This window comes from Paenibacillus sp. FSL E2-0201, assembly GCF_037963325.1.
In the GTDB taxonomy this organism is placed as follows: domain Bacteria; phylum Bacillota; class Bacilli; order Paenibacillales; family Paenibacillaceae; genus Paenibacillus_AQ.
Genome location: NZ_CP150154.1, coordinates 466,103 through 489,582 on the forward strand (window position 1 = coordinate 466,103; position 23,480 = coordinate 489,582).

The following is a 23,480-nucleotide window of genomic DNA, read 5'->3' on the forward strand; positions in this document are numbered from 1 at the left end:
GCATACTTGCTTCCGTAGAATGCGGAATCCCAAGGAAATTGAGGATTCGCAGAGTGAATTTTCTTTTAGAGGAGCGATAGCGATCTCGAAGTTTTGAACCAGATAACTGGTAAGAAAGGAACGGAGAGGAATATTGGAACTGTAGAAGCGTTAGCGTTCGCCTTTATCCTCGGATTTCTACCGCGGACAGCGGTTCAAATCAGGAAATCTGAGGATAACAGCGATCGGAAGTCCAATATTCCTTGGAAGTGACCCATTACCAGTAATCTTGTTTGAACGATTCCAGCCGCCCGATAACTCCAAAATTCACTCAAAGACGCTTCATATTTCCCGTTGTTCGGCATTTTTCAAAAGCTAATCATGCTTTCGTAAAACCCTTTAAAGGAGGAATAACTTGTGGCAGGCACCGTCCCACTTCAAGCCCCCCGGCTGCAGAAGAATACGTCCTCACCAGCGACAACGGAAACCAAGGTTGTAAAATGGGTGTTGATCGGAGTTGCTGGACTAGTCCTTTTTTGGCTGATTGCTCTGCCTTTGGTTGTAGTGCTGACAGAGGCGCTGAAAAAAGGCTGGGACGTATATATAGCTGCTCTAACTGATCCAGATGCCCGTTCCGCACTGAGGCTGACGCTTCTAGTTGCAGCGATCACTGTACCATTGAACACCTTCTTTGGTGTAGCAGCTGCGTGGGCAGTAACCAAGTTTCGTTTTCGCGGCAAAGGGTTTCTCATTACCTTGATTGATCTCCCCTTTGCAGTATCGCCGGTCATCGGCGGTCTGATCTTTGTGCTCGTCTTCGGCGCCAACGGTTGGTTTGGCCCTTGGCTGAGCGCCCATGATATCAAGATCGTATTTGCGCTTCCAGGGATCGTGTTGGCCACACTGTTTGTTACATTTCCTTTTGTGGCGCGTGAGTTAATTCCACTGATGGAGGATCAAGGGACACAGGAGGAAGAGGCAGCGATTACCCTCGGAGCACATGGTTGGCAAATCTTTTTCAGAGTCACGCTTCCTAATATTAAATGGGGTTTATTATACGGCATTATTTTGTGTAATGCGCGGGCCATGGGCGAGTTTGGTGCAGTCTCTGTAGTATCCGGGCATATACGCGGGGAGACGAATACACTGCCGCTGCACGTTGAGATTTTGTACAATGAATATCAATTTTCAGCATCTTTTGCAGTAGCATCACTGCTCCTCTTATTGGCTTTGGTGACGATGATTATTAAAAGCTGGTTATCACGAAAAAATGCCCATTGACAGTACTTTTGGTTCCGTGCTAAGTTAATTCATAGTATACTGGTTGGTAATAACGGAATTGTGAAAATTAGGCGGATATAATCCTTTGGATGGGGAAAGGGAGGCTAGAGAATGGCTAAACCGCTGAAAGTGGATGATTTATGGCTTACGCGGATTGCAGGGCTTCTGGATGATATGGAGTTTGGCTCCTTGCACATCGTAGTGCATGAAGGTCAGATTGTTCAGATGGAGCGTACGGAACGCAAACGTTTTGAGAATGGCAATGGCAACGCAAATGGGCGTTACATTGGTGAGGGCGGAACCCGGCGAGCTGATTCCCAATCGGCAGGACGTTGATACAATCCCGGGCAATCATACAGGTATATATTATCTTACTGGATTAAAATTATGGAGTTGCCTCAGCAGCCTTGAAAGCCTGCTGAGGCAACTCCTCTGTTTTTTGATACGAAGCATCGATCGGACTCAGAGTACCCCTAAACGCAGTTTTTTTGCACATTTGGCATGCTAACGGACCCTATAGTCGCTATCGCATAAAAAACATCAAATAGGTATCTCTTTTACCAAAAGACAGAGCAGCGATTCATCCGAACATGGAGAAACGACTGCTCTGTTATCTTTTTCCCACGCAAGCGACCGACGATATCAGCCCTTTTAATAGCGAGGGGCTTGGCGTGAGGCGGACACACCCTCCATCAGCAGTACGAGCGCAGTAACGCCGTGCATAATCCAGCCTAAGATAGGAATGAACGCTAAAATCGAGGTGATAATGCCTAGCACGTTTCCGACAATGGGTTTCCGCTCTCTTTGCAGTATAACGATGGCTACTGCGTGGAGCAAAAAAGCAATGGCCAGTGGAACCCAACCATTAGCGATGATAAAGAGTCCACCGATCAACGGCAGAGCCAGAAAGGCTTCATACAGGCACGTACCCCATTTAAACAGCTTTGCTACAGGAGACATTATGCTTCACCAACCTTTTTAGAATATTGTTATAGATACTATTCCACACAGTTAGTAATAGGATTCAAGAATTTGATCTTCCCAAGTCCTGTGAATAGCGCAGTGAATTTTGGTAATGGACGGCATTTTCATATTCATATATAGTGTGAGTTAGATATTTCCAAAAGGATGGTAAGGAGTTGTAATCACCCGATGAGGATACAAACTTTCCTATTAGGTGATTTTCAATTTTTAAAGGAATCACCAAGGGGAGATCAAATTGCTTAGAAAGTCTTTTTTCACAAAACTACTTATTGCCTACCTTATTATTGTATTCGCTTACACGATGATTGCGGTCTGCCTGTCTTTTTTTAAGGACAGTCAAAGAGTGCGTTCAGAACTTAGTCAGAATCAGCAGAATTTTCTGATGCAATCGCGTGACAAAATTGATACGAAGCTCGGTGTTTCTTTCAATTTAATTGCGCAGTTGAGATTAGATGAGCATGTCGTTAAATTCGCTGAAAAAGAACGGAATTACTATGAGATCACACAAACCTCATATGCACTGCAAAATCATATAGATGCATTCTCTGAATTCGGCTACAGCATCGATTTAATGAAGACTAACGACGATCTGGTCATTACGCCGCAAATCTCGTCGGATAGAAGACGTTATATGGAAGATATGGGGATGACTAATGAGGATTTTGCACAATTAGGCACAGACAGCACGAGCCCAAATATAACGCTATCGAGTAGACGAAATACTTCGGTGGGAGATGAAAGCGCATCCATAATAATTGTTAATCCAGAAAGGGTAGGAATAGGGAATTCATTGTTTTTCGTTGTCTCATTCTTTGAGCAATTACTGCTGCCGCCCCTATCATCTGATACGCAAGAAGCTTTTGCCATTATCGAGAATGGTCGATACGTTACGCTCAAATCAAGCTTTGACGATAAACGGGGCAAGGAATTGCTTACTTATCCACTGGCACAACTAGATGGGCAGGCAACCGCTGATTACACGAAGCTGTCCAATGAGGAATTCGATTTCCATTTGATCCGCTCGAAAACGATGCCACAATGGTCGTATATGTATGTTACACAGAATTACTCATTGGCAGACTCCTTTACACCGAACTTGAAAGGGGCTGTACTTCTACTAGTTATTCTCATCATTGTTGGACTTGCGTTCGCATATACAGTTTCCAGGCGCATGTACCGGCCAGTAGGTCATCTCGTCGGCTTGTTCAAAAGCTACGGTGAGCCTGCGGGTACAGACGAATTCGCTTTCCTCAATGAGACAGCGACGAGTATAAGTAAAGCTAATGAACAGATGAAATCTGCACTAAATGAGCATAGACTCTCAATGAGAGACAAGTTTCTGCGGGATTTGCTGCATGGATTAATTTCTCCTGACAAGGTGGATGACCTGCTAAATACGCATCAACTACAAAGCCTTTCTGCCAACTTGAGCGTTTGCGTGATTTCCTTCTCGAACAGTAAGGAATTGGAGGAGCAATATTCGAAAGAAGCGATTCTTACGATAAAATCAAAGACTTCGTTGATCATTTATGAGCAGTTGAAGGTTCATTTCCCTTGTGAGCTGCTTGATCACGATTTCACTAAATTTGTCTTCATAATCAGGGACTCCGATACGGAATCGATTCAGAAGAAGCTCATGAAAGCGATGGCTCAAGTCGAGGATGCACATGCGTATGGATTGACTGCAGCTGTCGGCCAGCCCGTAGCCTCTGCAGGTGAGATTGACCGCTCCTTTATCCAGGCGCTTGATATCCTGAAGCGGAGATCGGCAGTGGATAAGACCTCCGTCATCACTTATAAACAACTCAGCCAAGTTCAGATGGTTAGCTATTATTATCCTATCGATACGGAACGCGAGCTGATTAGCTATGTGATTCGCGGCAAACGGGAAAATGCATTAAATACGCTAAACCGTCTTCTATCGGAAAATCTGGAGCAAAGGCAGTTAACGCGGCAGCAGCTCGACCAGTTCAGCTTGCTTGTGTTGGCTACACTGAGTCGAATTATCCAGCAGTTGAATATGTCTTTCGAAGAATTTGTTCAAGCCCACAAGGAATCTCTGGACATTGTGCAGCACGGCGAATCGAAGGAGCTGATGGTTTCGGCCATCACGACCTTATTTAGCGCTATGCTCGATACGATTGATCAGCAGAATGAAATGATGGATAACAGTACGGTAAAGCGGATGATCGAATATATTCACGACAACTACAACAGGGATTTATCACTTAGCATGATAGCGGAGGAGTTTAACTTCTCTCCCGGGTATGTCAGCATCGCATTCAAAAATCATTCCGGCGAAAATTTTAAAGATTACTTGAATTTTTATCGTGTGCAGCAAGCCAAAGAAATTATGCGTCAACAGAAAGACATTAAGATTGGTGATTTGGCGCTGATGGTCGGCTGCAACAATGCGAACACGTTTATTCGCATGTTCCGGAAGTATGAAGGGTTAGCTCCCGGTCAGTACGCAAAGAAGCTTAACGAGAAGCAATAAGATTTCAAGGCTTTATATAATGAATATTGTTGATTCAACAATAGCCGCCTAGCCTAAGTGCCAGGCGGCTATTGTATGTTCGACGGACGTTTCTCTATAACGAGAAATTGTTGATACATAAAAAAATGCACATTATAGGCCATGACATAAAGAGTTGGTGGTAGATGAAATAATGGTGATAGACAGCGCTTACATTCATTCCTATAGTTTAAATTGCAACGCTGACCTTTCAATTGGGAGCGCTCCTGAGGGGATCAGCTAAACATCGTTGCGAGAGGAGAAGAGAGTGCTGCTTAACTTTAAGGAAATAAAAACCAACCTGATCAGAGACCGTTATCTTTATCTACTCCTGATACCGTTTCTGGCTTGGTATATCATCTTTGCGTATAAGCCGATGTACGGTCTGCAAATCGCCTTTAAGGATTTCAGTGTATATAAAGGAATTGAAGCGAGTCCCTGGGTTGGATTTGAACACTTCGAGACCTTTTTTAAAAGTCCATATTTCTGGCGGCTATTAAAAAACACAGTATTGCTCAGTTTGTATCAATTGCTGTTCGCGTTTCCTGTGCCGATTATCCTCGCTTTGTTATTTAACGAATTGAAGAATGGGGTATTCAAAGCAACGGTGCAGACCTTCACGTATTTGCCCCATTTTATTTCGGTCGTTGTCGTAGCTGGGATTGTTACTAACTTTTTGGCTCCTAGCAACGGCATTGTCAATATCCTGATCGAAATGATGGGAGGAGAAAAACAATACTTTCTGACCAATCCCGATTATTTCCGTACGATTTTTATCGGGTCCATGGATATTTGGAAGGAAGCTGGATTTGGTACCATCATCTATATAGCTGCATTGTCCGGTGTCAATCCGGCTTTGTATGAAGCAGCGGTTATCGATGGAGCTAATAAATGGAAGCAAATGTGGCATATCACGCTTCCCGCCATCATTCCGACGATCTCAATCATGCTTGTCATGAAGGTGGGTTCTATGCTGGAAGTAGGCTATGAGGCGATCATTCTTCTGTATCAGCCAGCCACCTATGAGACGGCCGACGTTATTAACACCTATGTGTACCGGTCCGGTTTGCAGGATGCACGTTACGACCTGGCGACAGCGGTGGGACTGTTCAATGCCGTCGTTGGATTTATTCTCGTCGTATTTGCCAACAAGATGAGCAAGAAGTTAACGGAGACTGGATTATGGTAGGTGATGGAAGATGAAAAAAACCAGAGGCGAAAAGCTGTTTTATATCTTTAACTGTGTATTTCTTGGATTGATCGCTTTGCTCGCGTTGTACCCGTTTGTCTATGTCTTATCCGCATCCATCAGCTCCTCCCAAGCGGTCGTTACAGGCAAGGTGATCTTACTACCGCGCGATATTAACTTTGACTCCTATGCAAAGGTATTATCGGAAAAAGGGATTTGGATTGCCTATTTAAACACGTTTTATTACACCATATTCGGCGTAATCGTCAATTTAATTCTCACCATTTGCGGTGCCTATGCCCTGTCCAAGAAACGGGTTATGGGGCGCACGGCCATCAGCTTCTTTATTGCGCTGACGATGTGGTTCCAACCGGGCATGATTCCGATGTATCTCAATTTCCGAGATCTGAACATGCTTGACAACAGGTTTACGATAATTATTGGTTTCGCGATTACGACCTTCTATGTCTTCCTCATGAGAACGTTCTTTCAGAGTATTCCGGAGGAACTCGAGGAAGCGGCAAAGGTTGACGGAGCAAATGATCTGACGATCTTATGGAAGGTTTATCTGCCGCTGTCCAAAGCTTCTCTTGTGACGATCGGATTATTCTATGCGGTGCACCGTTGGAACGGCTATTTCTGGACGATGATTCTTCTGAGCGATGAGAGTAAGATACCGCTACAAGTTCTGTTAAAGAAACTCATCGTAGAAATGAACGTGAGCGACGAGATGGGGAATATGGCGGTATATTCTAAGGAAACGATCATTTATGCGACGATCATCGTCTCTATTATTCCGATTGTTGCAGCCTATCCCTTCATTCAGAAATATTTCGTCAAAGGCACCATGATCGGCTCGGTCAAAGGATAGTTGGCTGCTTAAATTTTTTTAATATGAAATCAAGAAACCAATAATTGGAGGTCGTGAATGTGGGTAACAAAAAATGGATGAAATCATCTGCAATAATCATGTTGACAGTCGGTATGCTGCTAGCCGGCTGTAGTAACAATAACGCTCCGCAAAATAGTGGAAGCGCGGCGAATGATTCAAAAGAGGCAGAGGCAAACCCTCTATCCGGGCATCTGATCGTTAAAGACCCGCTTGAACTGACGATCCACATGCACTACTCAGATAAGTTTATATTCGACGATAACTGGCCCGTCTTCAAAGAAGCAGAAGCCATGACCAATATTAAGTTGAAGGGAACCGCATCTAAAACCTCGACGAATAGCAAAGAACTGTTCAATACAATGATGGCATCCGGGAAAATTCCGGATCTGGTTCATCATCAAATTAAGGAGCAGTATGACAGTCTGGGGATTGAAGGGGCCTTTCTTGAGCTGGATGGATTGATCGAAAAGCATGCCCCGAACATTAAAAAGTTCTTTTCCGAACATCCAGATGCAGCCAAATATATGAAAGCCTACAACGGAAAAACGTATTTCCTTAACTTTACTCCGGATGGGCCGGCTGCTAAAGGCTGGTTTGTACGCCAGGATTGGTTGGATAAATTGGGACTTGAGCAACCGAAAACGGTAGATGAGCTGTACGCGCTATTGAAAGCATTCAAAGAAAAAGATCCGAACGGTAACGGAGTGAACGATGAAATTCCATACTTCAGCCGGACAAAGCTGGATGGGATTTATGATCTGCTGATCCAGTGGGGCGTGCGGGGCGGGGCCGATGCGGCCAAACGCGGATTTTACGCGGACAACGGTGTCGTGAAGTACGGCATGTATGAGCCAGGATATAAGACGGCCATTGAAAATATTGCGAAGTGGTATAAGGAAGGTTTAATCGATAAAGAAATCTTCACCCGCGGAGCGAAAGCGCGTGACATTTTGCTCGCAGACAATGTCGGTGGCATGACGCATGACTGGTTCGCCAGCACGGCTAATTTTAATGACATTCTTGCAGCTAAGATTCCGGGCTTCTCCTTTGTTCCGATGACGCCTCCAGCGAATACCGAGGGCAAAGTCGTCGAAGAGAGCTCCCGTAAAGAGACGCATGCGAGCGGATGGGGAATCTCAGCGGCAACCAAACATCCCGTCGAAGCGATCAAATATATGGATTTTTGGTTCTCCGAAGAGGGCCGGAGACTAATGAACTTTGGCATCGAAGGAAAGGATTACGACCTCGTGGACGGCAAGCCGAAGTTTAAAGATTCTGTATTGAAAAATAAAGAAAAGACAGTGATCCAACAGCTTCAGGAAGAGGGAGCACAGATCGAGCTGGCCTTTCATCAAGACTATGCTTACGAAGAGCAATGGACCAACGCGACTGCATTGAAAGGCATCAAGGAATACATTGACAATGGCTATATTATGGAGGCTTACCCGCCGATTGCGTATACGGATGAGGAACGGACCAAATTTGAGGAGTTAAATGCTGGCGTACTGACTTATGTGGAGGAGAAGCTTCAGAGATGGGTGCTTGGCGTGGAACCGATCAACGATGAGACATTCAGTAAGTATATCAAGGAATTGGAAGGATTAGGAATAAAGGATTTGCTTGCTTTAGAGCAAGGTGCATACGACCGTTACATGAAATAGCTGGAGTCGCTCCTTCCGGAGTCTTAATGATTTCGGAGGGGGCATTTCGAATTCGAAATAACATAATGGAGATGAATAAATGAATCTGCAATCATGGCTGAAAGAGCCGATGTCTACGACGGAGCTGTTAGCTAACTTGCGATCACGGCTTGAGCCGATGGACGAGAAAGCCGCCTATATCGCAGCACATATGCCTGATCATGTGCGCGAGACGATCACGAATGCCGAATTCGCCTATCAAGGAATGATCATGCTTCCCGGTACGGGGGGAGTCAGGGAATTTGTCGGGAATCCGCCCAGCTGGCTGGAGCGCAGACATAATGACAATGAATATTTATGGCAGCTGAATCGCATGAATCATTGGCAGGACTTACTGGAAGCTTACTCGCTTACCAAGGACGCGAAGTATGGACTCAAGGTCATCGACGAAATGCTGGACTGGATCGAAACGGTTACTATTCCTGAGGACTTGCTCGATAAGCCGATCGGCTATTTTACGGAATGCCATCCGCTGAGGGTTTTGGAGATTGGTATCCGGGGCTACAAAATTTGGCCGCTTGTCTTGGAGCATCTAGGCCGCTCGGAGCTGTTTACGGAGGCAGTATTAGAGCAGTATTTAACGGTCATTTACAAGCAAGTAAAAGCTTTGCGTAACGTGTCGCCTCAGCTGTGGCCTAAAGCGGATCATAACCATTATTTAATGGAGTGTTTGGGACTTCTGACGACTGCCCTTTACTTTCCCGAGCTGAAAGAAGCTGAGGAATGGAAGGCTTTTGCGATCGAGGGCATCGAAAAGTGCAGCATGGCGCAACTGACAGAGGACGGCGGTCAAATCGAGGGCTGCCCATCGTATCATAATGGCTGTATGTTCTGGTTTGGGTTGGCTGTGGTTCTGGCTAAGCGTTTCCAGTTTCAGTTCTCCCCAGCGTACATGGAACGGTTTAGAAAAAATCTGGATTACTCCATTTACTCGTTAAGACCAACCGGGAAATGTGTACCTGTAGGTGATTCCTATGCGAACCCGCTTGCTGTAATGTCCGGTGTCTATGGGTATTTTGCGTTGGATGATGTTTCTTGGCTGGGGCTAGCAACGAACTTGATCGATGTGACTGAGGTGGTACGGGAAGCAAGCAAGCATGTATGGAGAGCACTCGATGTCCGCCAATTCGTGGAAGAGCTGCATTCTCTGCAGGGCAGACAATTTGTATTAGATAAGCAGACGACATTCTGGAATCGTACGCTAGATCAAGCGATTATCCGCAGCGGCTGGGATTCAAAGGCTCTTAGCTTTTTGTTTATATGTAAAAGCCCAATACAGAATGCCCACGCCCATATCGATCTGATGAGCTTTGATTTTACGGCGCTTGGAAAAGACATGATTTGCGATCCCGGATTTTTTTGTTATCGGGATGATGAAGACCGCAAACAGTTTAAGAGCTCAAATTATCACTCCACACTGCTGATCGATGAGCGAGATCATTTCGAGTATATTTCTCCGTTTAAATTCGGGCCGCAAAAGCCCGGTGGAATCTACAATGTAGAAGATAGAGGCTTCTACCGGCTCGCCAGTGCTTGTCATACCAACTACGATCCGGTTGTTCATCACCGGCATATTTCGCTAGTGGATAATCGATTCGTGCTTATTGCCGATCGGGTAGAAGGGCTGAATGACCATAGCGTTCAGCGCTATTTCCATCTAGATTTTGTCGAGGTGGAAGAGAACAAGAACGGTGTGATCGCGACAAGTAATATTGCGAATCTCGCGATAGCGACAAGCCATACGGGAGAATTGAATCTCTTGAAGGGAAGATTATCCGATGAGACCGATCTCTCAAGGCCTTCGACAAGGGTCCGCTTTCAGGATAGGTACAGCGGTACTATGAATTTCATGACCGTGCTTATTCCTTTTCATGGGGTGCAACAGCCTGCCGTTCAGATTATTGAAGAAGAGGAAAGTGTATTCAGCTTCGAGCTTGGAGATCAGTACTTGGTTTCGATAAACGAAAGAGATATGCACATAAGCAAACGGGCTTGAAAAGGGGGGACCCTTAGAAAGTTAAAAATAGGAGTGAGCAGATTGTTGAACCTTCAGGCTGATGATCAAATTTGGGTAGATAATGTCATTTCTAAACTAACGGACAAAATGGACGCCGTATGTGAACGATCAAGAAGCAAAATTCCATATACGACAAGAAATGGCACGCACGACAATCAGATTGAAAAAGATATCAACTGGTGGACGAATGGATTTTGGGGCGGTATGATGTGGCTCATGCACCATGAAACCGGCGCTCAGAAGTACAAGGAAATCGCCAATTTCACGGAAGATGCATTGGATGCCTGCTTCCATCAATTCTACGGTCTGCATCATGATGTCGGATTTATGTGGTTGCCTACGAGCTTGGCCAATTATAAAGTTACCGGAAATCCGGAATCCCGTAAGAGGGCAATGCATGCCGCCAACTTACTTGCTGGACGATTTAATCTGGCAGGCGGATTTATCCGCGCTTGGAACGATGATACGGCCAGCGAAGATACAAGAGGGTGGGCGATCGTGGACTGCATGATGAATCTCCCGCTTCTCTATTGGGCGAGCGAAGAGACTAACGATCCGCGATATGCGCAAATCGCAATGAGGCATGCGGACACCGCTTTAGAAGCTTTTATCAGGCCGGACGGTTCCGTGAACCATATCGTGGAGTTTGATCCGTTCCATGGAGGAGTAGTCCGAACTTACGGCGGCCAAGGCTACGAGGATGGCTCGTCCTGGACACGTGGGCAGACCTGGGCTTTATACGGCTTTATGATCAGTTATACACATACGGGAAAGCCGGAGTATTTGCAGGCGGCCAAACGGGTGGCGCATTATTTTATGGCTAATATTCCGGATAACGGGGTTATTCCAATCGATTTCCGGCAACCGAAGGAGCCCGCTTACGAAGACTCCACGGCAGCGGTGATCGCAGCTTGCGGACTGATCGAGATCACCCAAGTTGTTGGCGAGCACGAAAAGGAGGTCTACCTGAACGCTGCGCTGAAGCTCCTGAGAACAGTGGACGCTACTCGCTGCGACTGGACGACCGATTCCGATCATCTTTTAATGAACGGTTCAGCAGCGTATCATCATAAAGACATTCATGTTTCAATCATTTATGGCGATTATTATTTCATGGAAGCTGTGTTCAAGTTAAAGGGGAACGACTTGTTTTTGTGGTAGTGAAATGATATACCAGATGTGCTAATCAGATTAATGGGAGTAATTGCATAGTTTAATGAGAATCGTTGATTCCAAAAGCCGCCTTGCGTATGTGCTAGGCGGCTTTATTATTTTTGGACAGACATTCCGTTATTCCGAGAAACTGTTGTATGTTCAATATGGGAAGAGGGGTAAGCGTTACCTGAACTATGCTGATCCTTGCCTGTGTACCACAGAGTCGTATATAGTTGGAACAGCAATGCTGAACGGTGCTAAGCTTAGTGTATGTTAAAGAGCTAGGAGGAGAACGGTATGGGGACGACAGGAAAGCTGGATATACGTCATGAATGTCCTTCAGTGGAACAGTATTTAGCGCTGAGAAAAGAAGCTGGTCTGAGTGAAATGAGCGCGGAAGGGGCTGGGATAGGATTGCCTCGATCTATTTTCGCGGTTACCTTGTATGAGGAGAATACCTTGATCGGGATGGGCAGGGTGATTGGCGATGGGGGATGCTTTTTTCAGGTCACGGATATCGCGGTTAAGCCTTCACATCAAGGACGGGGTTTAGGCAAATTGATCATGGGGGAAATTAGGCAATTTCTTCATACTGTACCGGACAAGGCTTATGTAAGTCTGATTGCAGATGGGGAAGCCTCGAAATTGTATGCACAATATGGCTTTGAATCGGTCATGCCACGTTCTCAGGGAATGTTTTTGCGCCCTTAATGCGAGTACATGCTGTTCAGTAGAGAGTGCCCCTTGTGTTGGTTAAGGGGTTTTTCGTTTGGAAGTTAACTTATTGGGAATCTGATTTTAAATAACCCTCGTGGGATAAATAATGTTTAAAGGTTGTAAGGGAAAAGCTATTGAGACGAGTATTGAAAATACAAATAAGTAGGAAGGTCGTACAATGACCTTATCTAAACAAAGTGAGGAAAAACAGATGGATGTTGTAGTATTGGGTGCTTCAGGAACGATTGGAAAGGCGATTGTACAGGAGGCTTTAAAAAGAAAACATGAGGTAACCGCTGCGGTACGTAACCCAGAAACGTTCACTCTTGAACATGAACGTCTGCACATCACGACAGTAGATGTTCTAGATGCTGCTTCAGTTGCAGCTGCAGTCCGTGGACATGAAGAGGTCATTAGTGCTTACGGTCCAGCAGTCGGCCAAGAGAAGGATTTGATAACAGCAGCGAAGGCGATTGTAGGGGGAATGCAAGAAGCTGGGCTTAATCGATTGCTGGTTGTTGGTGGTGCGGGCAGTTTGAAGACAGAAACCGGAGAGCTGTTGATGGATACGGAAAAATTCCCTGCTGAGATTAGACCGTTGGCTGAGGCACATGTGGAAGCTTATGAAATCTATAAAAACACAGAGCTGGACTATACGTATGCCAGTCCTGCCGCGGAAGTTCAGTCAGGTCGACGTACAGGTCAATTTCGCATTGGACTCGACCGTCTCGTTTTTGATGAGAATGGCGAAAGCATGATTAGTGTGGAGGATTTTGCTGTAGCTATGGTAGACGAGCTGGAAGAGGGGAATTTTAGCCGGACGAGATTTACTGTAGCTTATTGATATCAAGCTAGTTGTGGATTGAAGTGTAGCGGAAAGGGGCCGAATCATGTATCTGGTAACTGCTGAGCAAATGCGGCAGCTGGATGGAGAAACGATCCAGCGGCTGGGGATTCCAGCGATTGCGCTGATGGAGAATGCGGGAAGAGTGATCGCAGAGGAGATTGTTGCGCTGTGCCGGCGGAGAGGTGGAGCGAGCTGCAGAAATGCAGCCGATGGAGAAGACGCCGGGCGGACGGATGCCGCGCTTCCCGTCGCGGCATTTCAGGTCAGCGCAGATCATGCGCTGACCCTGGACCATGCCGCCGACGAGCGATGGTTCATCCTCGTCGGCAAAGGCAACAACGGCGGCGATGGCATCGCCGCCGCACGGTACCTTTGCGAGACGGGCATTGCCGTCACGCTCGTCTATGCGGTGCCGCCGGAGTCGCTCTCCGGCGAGGCCGCCCTGCAGCGCGATGCGGCTGCAGCCATGGGCCTGCCTGCCGTGGTATACGGCAGGGACCGGCTGGACCTTGCCGAGTGCAGCGGCATCTTGGATGCGCTGCTCGGCACCGGCGCCGCGGGAGCCCCGCGCGGCGCCTATGCGGAGCTGATTGCCGCAGCGAACAGCAGCGGCAAAGTGATTGTGTCCGCGGACATCCCGAGTGGTCTGAACGCGGACACGGGTGAGACGCATGAGCCTTGCATTCATGCGTCGGTGACGGTATGCCTCGCGTTTCTCAAGCGAGGCCTCCTGCAATACCCCGGCGCAGGCGCTGCGGGGCATGTGAAGGTCCGGGCCATCGGCATTCCGACTTCTCTGGCCTCAGAAAGCGGTGTGCAGGTTCACCTGCTGACACCGGAAGTGCTACATGCCCATCTAGGCGTAGATATAGCCCGCCGGCGTTCGCCTGAGGGCCATAAGGGCACTTATGGGCATGTCCTTCTTGCCGCCGGCACCTTAAGAATGAGCGGTGCCGGACTGCTCTCTGCCCGTGCTGCGCTCCGGGCAGGCTGTGGGTTGGTGACATGGGCGCTTCCTCAGAAGCTGATGCCTGCTATCATCGGTTCTGCCCCTGAACTCATGCTGGCCGATGTTGGAGGCAATGAAGATGGAACCTGGCAAGCAGGGAGCGTTTCAGAGCTGCTGAAGCTAAGTAAAGAGCGAGATGTTCTTGCCGTTGGTCCTGGTCTTGGTCGATTTGAGGCCGATATAGAATGGCTTCGCAATCTCTGGGAAGGAACGGATTGTCCTCTGGTGATCGATGCCGATGCCTTGAACATATTAGCTGAAGCTGATTACAAGAGCTGGGCAAGTAGACGCCATCCCGTGATTCTGACGCCTCATCCAGGTGAGATGGCCCGCCTTGCTAGGATAACAACAGCTGAGGTGCAACGGGACCGCATCAAACTGGCTATAGGTTATGCGAAAGAGCATGGGATTACACTCGTATTAAAAGGAGCACATACGGTTATAGCAACGCCTGAAGGGCAAGCTTATGTAAACACCACAGGCCATCCCGGCATGGGCACTGGTGGGGCTGGTGATGTGCTAACGGGCATCATTTCCAGCCTGCTGGCTCAGGGACTGAATGAGGCGCAGGCAGCAGCTTTTGGTGTATATTTACACGGATTAGCAGGGGAGAGAGCTGCCCGTCAGCGCAATAATCCAGCGGCTATCATTGCCGGTGATATCATAGAAGCACTCTGAGTGCAGCTTATAACAGCAGTAAGCAGAGCAGCGGTAGAAATAGTGCAAATACAGGCAGTAGCAGAGGGGAGCGCTCCACACCCAGTTGCGTCACCCGTAACAGCAACAGTCCCAAAATTCCTGCAAAACCCCATAGCAGTAGCTCTGCACCTTGTTCTGCTGCTAGCCATAGACCTGCACCGAAACCTGCGGCAACGTATACAACAAGGGAAACGATGTGGGATGTGGAGCGTAGGAGGCGCAGCAGAACATCGGCTACTAGTGCTGCTGGCAGTCCATAAGCGTAAATCGCATATGGGATTGAAAGAGGCCAACCCTCAGGTACGCCGTTATGTTGTGGAAACCCAAGCATAAGTAAGGAGATAAGGACGTACGTTAGCCCTGCGCAGGCTAATTTTGTTAAGGCATACATACCACTTGTTAAACGGACAGAAGGAATATCATAATCGGGCATCTTATTCATAGGTATACATTCCTCTCATGGTGTGTTGTGTATCAGCTTGTACCCATGTCTTCACCGTTGACATGAATACACGTCGGCGGGGATTCATCTGATTTTCTAGACCTGGCTGGCGGCTTTGGTGCTGTGTGGGGAAAATGACGGGCTGTTCCTTACATCCTGTTCGTTCCCCATAATAGGGGTAGGTGGGATTCATTTTTCTAATACACTCCTCCTTGCCTTCTATCCTCCGTATATTTCTATGCTTGCGCCCAGAAAAGCGTGCGCTGTCTTTAATACATATGCGTTTATAAACCCGAGTCGGAGGAGGCGCTTGTCCATAGTGAATGATTGGCGAAAAATCGATGATTTGAATCGTGGAACCGCGGTTCAGAAAGAGGTCTATGACCTTCTTACAGAGCTGGATATTATGAATTTACTAACGGACTATAATCCCTTGTTGGTTGGGACAATACCGCTTGGAATTCAAGTGGAGGGCAGCGATTTGGATATCATTTGCGAGGTTCATGATCCTGCGAAGTTTAAGGCGCTAGTTGCTCGATATTTTGGAGCTATGGAGGGGTTTGTTAGCGAGTCGAGGGTGGTTCAAGATATCCCTCGAACGAAAATTAACTTTATGGCAAAGGGCTGGCCTATAGAACTGTTTGGACAGCCGAGGCGAACAGAGCTCCAGAATGGTTATTTGCATATGATCGTTGAAGCTGAAATTTTAGCTCAAATGGATGATGCTTTTCGCAAACAAATCATTTTTTTAAAGACAAATGGATGGAAGACAGAGCCTGCCTTTGCGAAAGCTCTGGGATTAGTGGGAGATCCTTACGAAGCGCTGCTGGAGCTAGAAAAGCTTCCTCGAAGTGCTCTTCATGCTTTATGCCGTTCTGTACAAGCGAGGGGACAAGTATGATTTATAGAGAAATGGTTGCGGATGATTATGAAGCTGCTTATCAGCTGTGGGAGCATACAGAGGGGATGGGACTTAGCGAAGCGGATTCAAAGCCGGAAATTCTGCGTTATCTGGCGCATAACCGAGGCTATAGCCAGATTTGTGAGAATGAAGATGGCCAGATGGTAGGTACGGCATTATGCGGGCATGATGGGCGAAGAGGCTACATGTATCATGTTGCCGTTCATAATGACTGCCGGGGGATGGGTGTTGGTCGTAAGCTTGTGACTCGCTGTCTTGAGAATCTCCGTACAGCCGGTATTGCCAAGTGTCACCTGATGGTTATTGGAACCAACGAACAAGGAAGAGGGTTCTGGGAAGGGATGGGCTGGCAGTATAGAAGTGGAATTATGCTGTACTCCCAGGATATCTTGTGATACTCAGGACATGAAATAGAAATACTAGCCTTTGAATAAGCAATGTTAGGCATATTTATATCACAGCAAATGTCACGGTGAACTCCGACTGCTAGTGCAGTATACTATATAGGAGTACGATAATTGCCTATTCTTGCAGGCAGGAGGTCTTTTATGCGTTTTAAGGATGTATTTTCAATTATTGGTCCGGCAATGGTCGGTCCCTCAAGCTCACATACCGCTGGAGCGGCACGGATCGGGAGGGCTGCAAGGCAGGTGTTAGGAGAAGTACCGCGTGTAGCCGAGGTAACGTTTTTCGGTTCTTTTGCAGCAACTTATCAGGGACATGGTACAGATCGAGCGATTGTTGGAGGGTTACTTGATTTCACTACCGACGATCATCGGCTTCCAGATTCCCTAGAACTGGCGGTTGAAGCAGGGATGGAAGTTTCTTTTAAACAGGGAACAGGTCTGTTTCCACATCCCAACACAGTTAAGCTGAACCTTATCGGACAAGAAACAGGAAGCAAACTGACACTAACAGGGACATCTATTGGTGGCGGGAACATTGAGATTGTCGATATCGACGGTTTTGGGGTGAAGCTTACAGGGGTCTATCCAACGGTTCTGATTAATCATATGGATTATTTAGGTGTTCTGGCGAGTGTTACGGAAGTGATGCGTAACGGACAGTTTAATATAGGGCATATGTCTCTGGATCGAAAAAATCGCAGTGGGGCAGCCTTAACGGTCCTGGAGCTGGATGAAGCAGCTACACCGGAGCTTATTGAAGCGCTTAAAGCGCTTACTGCTGTGAAATCGGTGAAGTTGGTTAATCTAAACGAAGGTAAGCAAGAAGAGAAGGGGAAGGAAAGTTTAACATGAATTTTCAAACACTTAGTGAGCTGGCTGTATTGTGTGAGGAACGGGGTCTCACCATTGGGGCGCTAATGCTCGAAGAGCAAAGCGCGGAATCTGGACGTTCCAGTGAACATGAATTCTCCACGATGCGTGAATATTATGGCGTGATGAAAGAGGCTGTTCATCGCGGGATGCATGAAGATACAACTTCACGCAGCGGTCTTACAGGCATGGATGCCCAGCGTGTAGGCGCATATAATGCAGCTGATGAGCCGTGCCTAGGCGGACCCGCAGGTCAAGCTATGGCTTACGCGCTGGCTGTATCTGAAGTGAATGCCTCTATGGGGCGCATCATTGCAACCCCTACTGCTGGTTCATGCGGGATTATTCCGGGTGTATTTCTCAGCTGTCAGGAGCGGTTTGGCTGGGATGATGATTATATGGTATCCGGATTGTTCGCGGCCGGGGCTATCGGTTATGTCATTGCCAATAATTCGTTTGTATCGGGCGCGGAAGGTGGCTGTCAAGCTGAGGTTGGTTCTGCTATTGGGATGGCGGCAGGCGCTTTAACCGAGCTGCGCGGCGGAACGCCTGCACAAGCAGTGCATGCTGTCGGGCTAGCACTTAAGAATACCTTAGGTCTGATTTGTGATCCGGTTGGTGGACTTGTAGAGATTCCTTGTATTGTTAGAAACGGATTCGGTGCAGTTACCGCACTTGCCGCCGCAGATATGGCATTAGCGGGTGTTCGTAGTGTGATCCCATCTGATGAAGTCATCAAGGTTATGCTTGAGGTGGGCTCAGCAATGCCAGAGAAACATCGTGAAACTGCGGGAGGCGGTTTAGCACAGACACCTACCGGTCGTAAAATCATGCAGGATTTACGCAAAAAGAAGTAATCTATAAGCCTTGAATCACAATTTTTTGTAGATTAGAGCATTTTGAAACGTTCCAGCTGATCCCATTGCCCTTCTTGCCGAAGGATTTCTGCCTGCCTAGGTCCAATGAGGTCAAAGTGGGGAAACGATGAACGATTATGAATATATTGGGCAGGCAATCCATTCTTCTCGCACCAATGTTTCAGTGTGGTAAGATTACTGCAGCCCACCTTGGTGACAGTAGTGATGTCAGGAAAGCGCGGGTCCAGCCAATAATGAGTCAAGAAGGCGATCTCTCCTGCGGAGACCGCTTTTTTCCACCGGGATAATTCTTCTCTATTGATGCCGAAGGCCATAACAGCTCCTCCTTATCTATTGTAGTTGATAACATTATAACCCATGAAAGGGGATTACATCATGAACGGACAAGTACGAGCGGACATTCGTCTGGGGCTTGAAGTGGATATTGTGCTTAAGCAGGATCAGCCTACAGGCAAGCTGACACACGGTACGGTAAAAGATATTCTCACGAACTCGCCTCGGCATCCGCATGGCATTAAGGTCAGATTAACAAGCGGACAGGTAGGACGAGTTAAGAATATTACAGGGAACTAAATAACCTATACTTCTCCATATTAATAAGCGGCCCTAATCTCAAGGCATCTGTTCACGGGAACAGAACAGCCTTCAGAGATTAGGGCTTTTTGATTTAAGAGGTTATATTCGGCCCATAAAATCCTCAACAGATTTATCGGCTTTGGTCTGATTACACAACGTGCAAGCGCAGACGCAATTATCTGGGGTTGTATGGCCGCCTTTAGCGCGAGGTAGTAAATGATCAATAGTATCCCCATAAGCGCCGCAGAAGTAGCAGGTATAGTTATCTCTAGCTAGGATATAAGCGCGAAAATCCTTATTGCTATACAACCGCCTTATGGTTCGACGATTCACAACGATAGCGGCATGTTCCCTGACTAGCGTAACCGCAAGGGCTAGATCGATTTCCTGATGCCAGCGCCGCCCCTTATCGCTATGGCCACGCATTAAGATCATCCCTTTAGCAGTGGGAATCAATTGGGTCGGATCTTCAGGATTTATCTTCGCACCTTGAGAAGGTGTATGTTTTCTTCGCTGCTCCAAACCACGTACGCGGCGGTTCGGATTGGATTGGCCTGAAGAAGCAGCGGCGGAAGATGGTTTCCCCTCTTTGGGACGTTCCAATAGAGCCTGCTGATGGGTTTGGACCATATCAGGTTTTACCAGTAAGGGGTTTGCTGTGAGCTTTATATTTAGTGCTTCCCGTTGTTTACGACATTCACGGCAGGCACCACGGCGTGACTGCCCCTTGGAACGTTTGCCTGTACGTCTGCGAAACTCAGAGAGCGGCTTTTGTTTGTGGCAATAAGCACACTGTTTGGTAGATAGAAGGTCGGTATCATTCATAGGTATGTTAGGTGCAGCGCGTGTGTACGCATGTCCTGTCTCCTTGTTTTATAAGTTTCACACCATACTTTATGTCTTGAATTTCTCGCTTAAACACTTAGCGTCCTTATAAGGACGTCGGAGGCGTTCATGCTTAGGATTCGATGGCTTCTATTTATGAGATCGGTCAGGTGCAATATATTAGCTTCTAAACTTAGTATAACTTAAAGCGCTGGTGTTCACATCGTACGTAAAAAAATCAAAAACTCAGCGAAGTTTGTGATATGCATCTCGGTGAAATACAGGGAAAACTTGTAAAATATAAAAAGGGCAGATTCGTTTTCTAGATAGGGTTGCTCTAATTCTTATTTGGAAATGGGGAAGTGAAATGGAATTAACGAAGGGAAGGCCGGGTACAGTAACATGGCTTTATATTCTTCTTATTTTTTTGGGGGTTGGAGCGTTAGGAGGGGGCGGTGCTCTTGTAATAGATCCAAGCGGGGATCTAATGAAAATGCCGACTTCTATGCTGGAAAGATCGCCATTCTCAGATTTTTTATTCCCGGGTATTCTGCTATTTATCATATTTGGTTTACTGCCCCTCCTCGTTGTTTATGGTCTGATCAAGAGACCTCAGTGGCACTTGGTGGAATTATTAAATCCTTTTAAGAAATTATATAGCTTCTGGGCTATGTCTCTGTATATCGGGTTTGGGCAAATTATTTGGATAACGGTGCAGACGTACATGCTGAATAGTGTTGCAATTATACATTTGATCTATATGAGTCTAGGGCTGTTGATTCAGGCCGTTACACTACTCCCCTCTGTACAAAGTTACTTTTCGCTGGACGGCGGTACGGAAAGACGTTAAAATTGCAGTGAACATAAGGCATTTCATTTGTCAGGGCAAGGAGCGAGCCGATTTGACAACGATATACGATATTGCCAAAAGAACCGGTTACTCTCCAACAACGGTTTCTAAGGCGTTTAATAATTATTCCGATGTACGGGAGAAAACTCGTCAGGAAATATTCCGGGTTGCCCAAGAAATGGGATATTTGCCAAATTCACACGCCCGTACATTGACCACTAAGAAATCGTGGACCATCGGCGTGCTATTTGTAGAGAATACGGGATTTGGTATTCGCCATCCTTTTTTCAGCGCTGTGATCGAGAGCTTTAAGAAGGTTGCTGTTGAAAAGGGTTATGCCCTCATGTTTATCTCCAAAGATGTCGGCGGTAAGCAAAGTGGTTATTTAGAGAATTGCAGGATTCGTGGCGTAGACGGCGTTGTTGTCTTCTTGTCCGATTATGAGGATCCGTATTTCCGTGAACTGCTTGAGAGTGATATTCCTACGGTGATCGTGGATTTTGATACCTCTGAGACACATACGGTATGCTCAGACAATACAGTCGGGGCACAGCTGGCGGTGGAGTATCTAGCTTCATTGGGGCATCGCAAGATTGCTCATATTTCTGGTGGCACGAACACATTTCCAGGAAAAATGCGGGAGCTGGGATATATGTCCGCTATGAAGCAGCGAGGGTTTAAAGTACCCAAGACCTATGTTGTAAACGGAGCCTTTTATTCTCGGGAAAGCGGCTATAACGCGATGTTGGAGCTTCTTAAGCTCCCTGAACGTCCAACCGCGGTCTTTGCTTCAGGCGACTTATTAGCCTTAGGAGCTATTATGGCTGCTAAAGATAGTGGACTTTCCGTACCGATGGATATTTCAGTTATGGGTTATGATGACATCGATCTTGCCGAGTATGTCACACCTGCACTGACAACGGTGCGTCAGGATACAGAACTTCTTGGGAGCCGTGCGGCTGACATTCTTTTAGCTTCAATTGAAGGCAAAGTGTTAGATAAGGAAGCGATTATAGTTCCGGTGGAAGTGGTTGAACGGGAGTCTTGTTCACCTCCGATTAGCTGAATTTAGCTAGTATTAAAATCAGGATAAATCTTGACGAACTGAAAAGAGTCCTGCTAAAGTAAAGGACATCATAGCTTTTATTTTCCTAGTTAGTGGTATTTGATACATCTAATTTAGTGGGATGGAGCTATAATCGAATCATTGAAATAAAAATGCTCTTTCAATTGCTTTCGAAAGATCATTTTTTTTCGAAACAATCGAAACCGGTTTCGATTGTTTCGATGGCTCATGCTCCGAATCTATAACATCGGAAAATGATCCAGTAAAGGGCGTCGAAGACGTTTATGCTTGGTAAGAAAACAATTCAGAGGAGATGGATGAAATGGCAAAAGTTCAAACTGTGGTAACTGCAAAAGATACAGGGGAACGCTTAACTCCAAAAGATGCAATTGTTTTTAGCGCAAGAGTAGGATCTGGGTCTGCCGATGTGGAGCTTAAGCCAGAGCAGGAGTTTCAAAAGATGATTGGATTTGGCGGCGCTTTCACTGAAGCTGCAGCCTATACGTTATCACGCCTGAGCCCGGAGAAACGGGCAGAGGTTATTCATCGGTACTTCCACCCTGTAGAGGGATTAGGCTATAACATGGGGCGTGTTCATATTCATAGCTGTGATTTTGCCCTCGGAAATTATACGTATGTTGCTGATCATGATACAGAGCTAGCTACTTTTGATATCTCTCGTGATCATAAGTGGGTACTTCCGCTGATAAAAGACGCCATGGAAGTAAGAGGCGGCGCATTCACGATGCTGGCTTCTCCTTGGAGCCCTCCGGCATGGATGAAAACAAATGGTGAAATGAATAACGGTGGATCATTGAAGCCGGAATACGCAGAGGTTTGGGCACGCTACTATACGAAGTTCATTGAAGCTTACGGAAAAGAGGGAGTGCCAATTTGGGCGGTTTCCGTGCAGAATGAGCCGGCTGCCGTTCAAGTCTGGGATTCATGTATTTATAGTGCGGAAGAGGAACGGGATTTTGTTAAAAATTATCTTGGACCGGTGATGCATCAGACAGGCCATTCAGATGTGAACATCGTAATTTGGGATCATAACCGCGATATTATGGTCGAACGTGCTTCGGCAGTACTATCTGATCCTGACGCAGCAAAGTATGTGTGGGGGACCGGTATTCACTGGTACGGAGGCGAGGAGTTCGACAAGGTCGAAAAGGTACATGATTTATTTCCTGACAAGCATCTGTTGTTCACAGAAGGCTGCCAAGAGGGCGGCGTTAAGCTGGGGGAATGGTTTACTGGTGAACGTTACGGCAGAAACATGATTGGAGATCTAAATGCGTGGACAGAAGGATACCTGGATTGGAACCTGGTACTGGATGAGACGGGAGGTCCCAACCATGTAGGCAATCTCTGCGATGCACCGATCATTGCAGATACGACAACAGATGAAGTGCACTATAACAGCTCTTATTATTACATTGGGCATTTCAGTAAATTCATTGCGCCAGGTGCAGTACGGATCGGATTTACGTCTGAAGCAGAAGGCATCTTAACCACAGCATTCCGTAATCCTGACGGAAGCATTGCTGTTGTACTGATGAATGAAAGCGAAGAAGTACACAATGTAACGTTAGGTCTAGGCGAAGAGATTGCGAGCTGCGAGCTAGCGCCGCATTCCATCGTAACGCATTTGATTTCATAA

Annotated in this window: 25 protein-coding genes; 20 read left to right on the forward strand and 5 right to left on the reverse strand. The window is 46.7% G+C overall.

The genetic code is table 11. The features are described 5' to 3' along the window. Positions 1-396 precede the first annotated feature (396 nt). Both cysW and NSU15_RS02115 read left to right on the forward strand, forming a co-directional pair. Positions 397-1,260, forward strand: a complete 864-nt coding sequence (gene cysW / locus NSU15_RS02110) for a sulfate ABC transporter permease subunit CysW (RefSeq protein WP_076116607.1) — start codon at positions 397-399, stop codon at positions 1,258-1,260. A 111-nt stretch (positions 1,261-1,371) separates the two neighbouring features. After that, positions 1,372-1,596 carry a YezD family protein gene (locus NSU15_RS02115; protein ID WP_042123679.1) on the forward strand — a complete coding sequence of 75 codons (225 nt, stop codon included), beginning with the start codon at positions 1,372-1,374 and terminating at the stop codon, positions 1,594-1,596. 315 nt (positions 1,597-1,911) lie between these two features. Here the strand turns inward: NSU15_RS02115 and NSU15_RS02120 are convergent, their stop codons facing one another. Further along, positions 1,912-2,220: a hypothetical protein gene (locus NSU15_RS02120; protein WP_042123682.1), complete on the reverse strand. Its 309-nt coding sequence runs from the start codon at positions 2,218-2,220 to the stop codon at positions 1,912-1,914. 259 nt (positions 2,221-2,479) lie between these two features. Between NSU15_RS02120 and NSU15_RS02125 the strand changes: the two genes are divergently transcribed. The 10 genes from NSU15_RS02125 (at position 2,480) to NSU15_RS02170 (ending at position 14,963) form a co-directional block, all read left to right on the forward strand. Next, a complete protein-coding gene (locus tag NSU15_RS02125) occupies positions 2,480-4,741 on the forward strand; it encodes a helix-turn-helix domain-containing protein (RefSeq protein ID WP_339288944.1) in 2,262 nt (753 codons plus the stop codon). 286 nt (positions 4,742-5,027) lie between these two features. Continuing rightward, entirely contained in the window at positions 5,028-5,948 is a 921-nt protein-coding gene (locus tag NSU15_RS02130; protein ID WP_339288945.1) for an ABC transporter permease subunit, read from the forward strand. A 10-nt stretch (positions 5,949-5,958) separates the two neighbouring features. Further along, positions 5,959-6,819, forward strand: a complete 861-nt coding sequence (locus NSU15_RS02135) for a carbohydrate ABC transporter permease (protein WP_339288946.1) — start codon at positions 5,959-5,961, stop codon at positions 6,817-6,819. A 59-nt stretch (positions 6,820-6,878) separates the two neighbouring features. Next, positions 6,879-8,501 (forward strand): extracellular solute-binding protein, encoded by a 1,623-nt coding sequence (locus NSU15_RS02140; protein ID WP_339288948.1) that lies wholly within the window; start codon positions 6,879-6,881, stop codon positions 8,499-8,501. Positions 8,502-8,580: 79 nt separating this feature from the next. Beyond that, positions 8,581-10,536: an alginate lyase family protein gene (locus tag NSU15_RS02145; protein ID WP_339288949.1), complete on the forward strand. Its 1,956-nt coding sequence runs from the start codon at positions 8,581-8,583 to the stop codon at positions 10,534-10,536. A 108-nt stretch (positions 10,537-10,644) separates the two neighbouring features. Further along, positions 10,645-11,718, forward strand: coding sequence for a glycoside hydrolase family 88 protein (locus NSU15_RS02150; protein WP_081954226.1), 1,074 nt, complete (start codon positions 10,645-10,647; stop codon positions 11,716-11,718). A gap of 55 nt (positions 11,719-11,773) precedes the next feature. Continuing rightward, positions 11,774-11,989, forward strand: coding sequence for a hypothetical protein (locus NSU15_RS02155; protein WP_042123693.1), 216 nt, complete (start codon positions 11,774-11,776; stop codon positions 11,987-11,989). Positions 11,990-12,009: 20 nt separating this feature from the next. Continuing rightward, a complete protein-coding gene (locus NSU15_RS02160; RefSeq protein WP_042123695.1) occupies positions 12,010-12,423 on the forward strand; it encodes a GNAT family N-acetyltransferase in 414 nt (137 codons plus the stop codon). Between the two features lie 217 nt (positions 12,424-12,640). Continuing rightward, positions 12,641-13,273, forward strand: a complete 633-nt coding sequence (locus NSU15_RS02165) for an NAD(P)H-binding protein (protein WP_339291217.1) — start codon at positions 12,641-12,643, stop codon at positions 13,271-13,273. A 46-nt stretch (positions 13,274-13,319) separates the two neighbouring features. Beyond that, complete coding sequence (locus NSU15_RS02170) at positions 13,320-14,963, forward strand: NAD(P)H-hydrate dehydratase (protein WP_339288951.1); 1,644 nt, start codon at positions 13,320-13,322, stop codon at positions 14,961-14,963. Between the two features lie 7 nt (positions 14,964-14,970). On the opposite strand, the gene NSU15_RS02175 is transcribed toward NSU15_RS02170, so the two are convergent. Next, positions 14,971-15,426, reverse strand: coding sequence for a hypothetical protein (locus NSU15_RS02175; RefSeq protein WP_339288952.1), 456 nt, complete (start codon positions 15,424-15,426; stop codon positions 14,971-14,973). Then, positions 15,419-15,619: a hypothetical protein gene (locus NSU15_RS02180; RefSeq protein WP_339288953.1), complete on the reverse strand. Its 201-nt coding sequence runs from the start codon at positions 15,617-15,619 to the stop codon at positions 15,419-15,421. The genes NSU15_RS02175 and NSU15_RS02180 overlap by 8 nt, the downstream gene beginning before the upstream one ends. Positions 15,620-15,745: 126 nt before the next feature. On the opposite strand from NSU15_RS02180, the gene NSU15_RS02185 reads away from it, so the two are divergent. The 4 genes from NSU15_RS02185 to sdaAA all read left to right on the forward strand — a co-directional run bounded on the left by NSU15_RS02185 (position 15,746) and on the right by sdaAA (position 18,482). Beyond that, positions 15,746-16,327, forward strand: a complete 582-nt coding sequence (locus tag NSU15_RS02185) for a DUF4269 domain-containing protein (RefSeq protein WP_339288954.1) — start codon at positions 15,746-15,748, stop codon at positions 16,325-16,327. Then, positions 16,324-16,743 carry a GNAT family N-acetyltransferase gene (locus NSU15_RS02190; RefSeq protein WP_339288956.1) on the forward strand — a complete coding sequence of 140 codons (420 nt, stop codon included), beginning with the start codon at positions 16,324-16,326 and terminating at the stop codon, positions 16,741-16,743. Before NSU15_RS02185 ends, NSU15_RS02190 begins: the two co-directional genes overlap by 4 nt. A 153-nt stretch (positions 16,744-16,896) precedes the next feature. After that, positions 16,897-17,607, forward strand: a complete 711-nt coding sequence (sdaAB, locus tag NSU15_RS02195; protein WP_339288957.1) for an L-serine ammonia-lyase, iron-sulfur-dependent subunit beta — start codon at positions 16,897-16,899, stop codon at positions 17,605-17,607. Further along, on the forward strand, positions 17,604-18,482 hold the full coding sequence (gene sdaAA, locus NSU15_RS02200; protein ID WP_042123707.1) for an L-serine ammonia-lyase, iron-sulfur-dependent, subunit alpha: 879 nt from the start codon (positions 17,604-17,606) through the stop codon (positions 18,480-18,482). Before sdaAB ends, sdaAA begins: the two co-directional genes overlap by 4 nt. Before the next feature lie 32 nt (positions 18,483-18,514). Here the strand turns inward: sdaAA and NSU15_RS02205 are convergent, their stop codons facing one another. Next, on the reverse strand, positions 18,515-18,817 hold the full coding sequence (locus NSU15_RS02205; protein ID WP_042123708.1) for a hypothetical protein: 303 nt from the start codon (positions 18,815-18,817) through the stop codon (positions 18,515-18,517). A 61-nt stretch (positions 18,818-18,878) separates the two neighbouring features. On the opposite strand from NSU15_RS02205, the gene NSU15_RS02210 reads away from it, so the two are divergent. Beyond that, the gene (locus NSU15_RS02210; RefSeq protein ID WP_339288958.1) at positions 18,879-19,076 is read left to right on the forward strand and encodes a YwbE family protein; all 198 of its coding nucleotides are present in this window, start codon (positions 18,879-18,881) and stop codon (positions 19,074-19,076) included. 102 nt (positions 19,077-19,178) lie between these two features. Here the strand turns inward: NSU15_RS02210 and NSU15_RS02215 are convergent, their stop codons facing one another. Beyond that, positions 19,179-19,904 carry an HNH endonuclease signature motif containing protein gene (locus NSU15_RS02215; protein ID WP_339288959.1) on the reverse strand — a complete coding sequence of 242 codons (726 nt, stop codon included), beginning with the start codon at positions 19,902-19,904 and terminating at the stop codon, positions 19,179-19,181. A gap of 367 nt (positions 19,905-20,271) precedes the next feature. Between NSU15_RS02215 and NSU15_RS02220 the strand changes: the two genes are divergently transcribed. The 3 genes from NSU15_RS02220 (at position 20,272) to NSU15_RS02230 (ending at position 23,480) form a co-directional block, all read left to right on the forward strand. Beyond that, positions 20,272-20,754: a hypothetical protein gene (locus tag NSU15_RS02220; RefSeq protein ID WP_339288960.1), complete on the forward strand. Its 483-nt coding sequence runs from the start codon at positions 20,272-20,274 to the stop codon at positions 20,752-20,754. A gap of 52 nt (positions 20,755-20,806) precedes the next feature. Further along, positions 20,807-21,820 carry a LacI family DNA-binding transcriptional regulator gene (locus tag NSU15_RS02225; RefSeq protein ID WP_339288961.1) on the forward strand — a complete coding sequence of 338 codons (1,014 nt, stop codon included), beginning with the start codon at positions 20,807-20,809 and terminating at the stop codon, positions 21,818-21,820. A gap of 322 nt (positions 21,821-22,142) precedes the next feature. Continuing rightward, the gene (locus tag NSU15_RS02230) at positions 22,143-23,480 is read left to right on the forward strand and encodes a glycoside hydrolase family 30 protein (RefSeq protein ID WP_339288963.1); all 1,338 of its coding nucleotides are present in this window, start codon (positions 22,143-22,145) and stop codon (positions 23,478-23,480) included.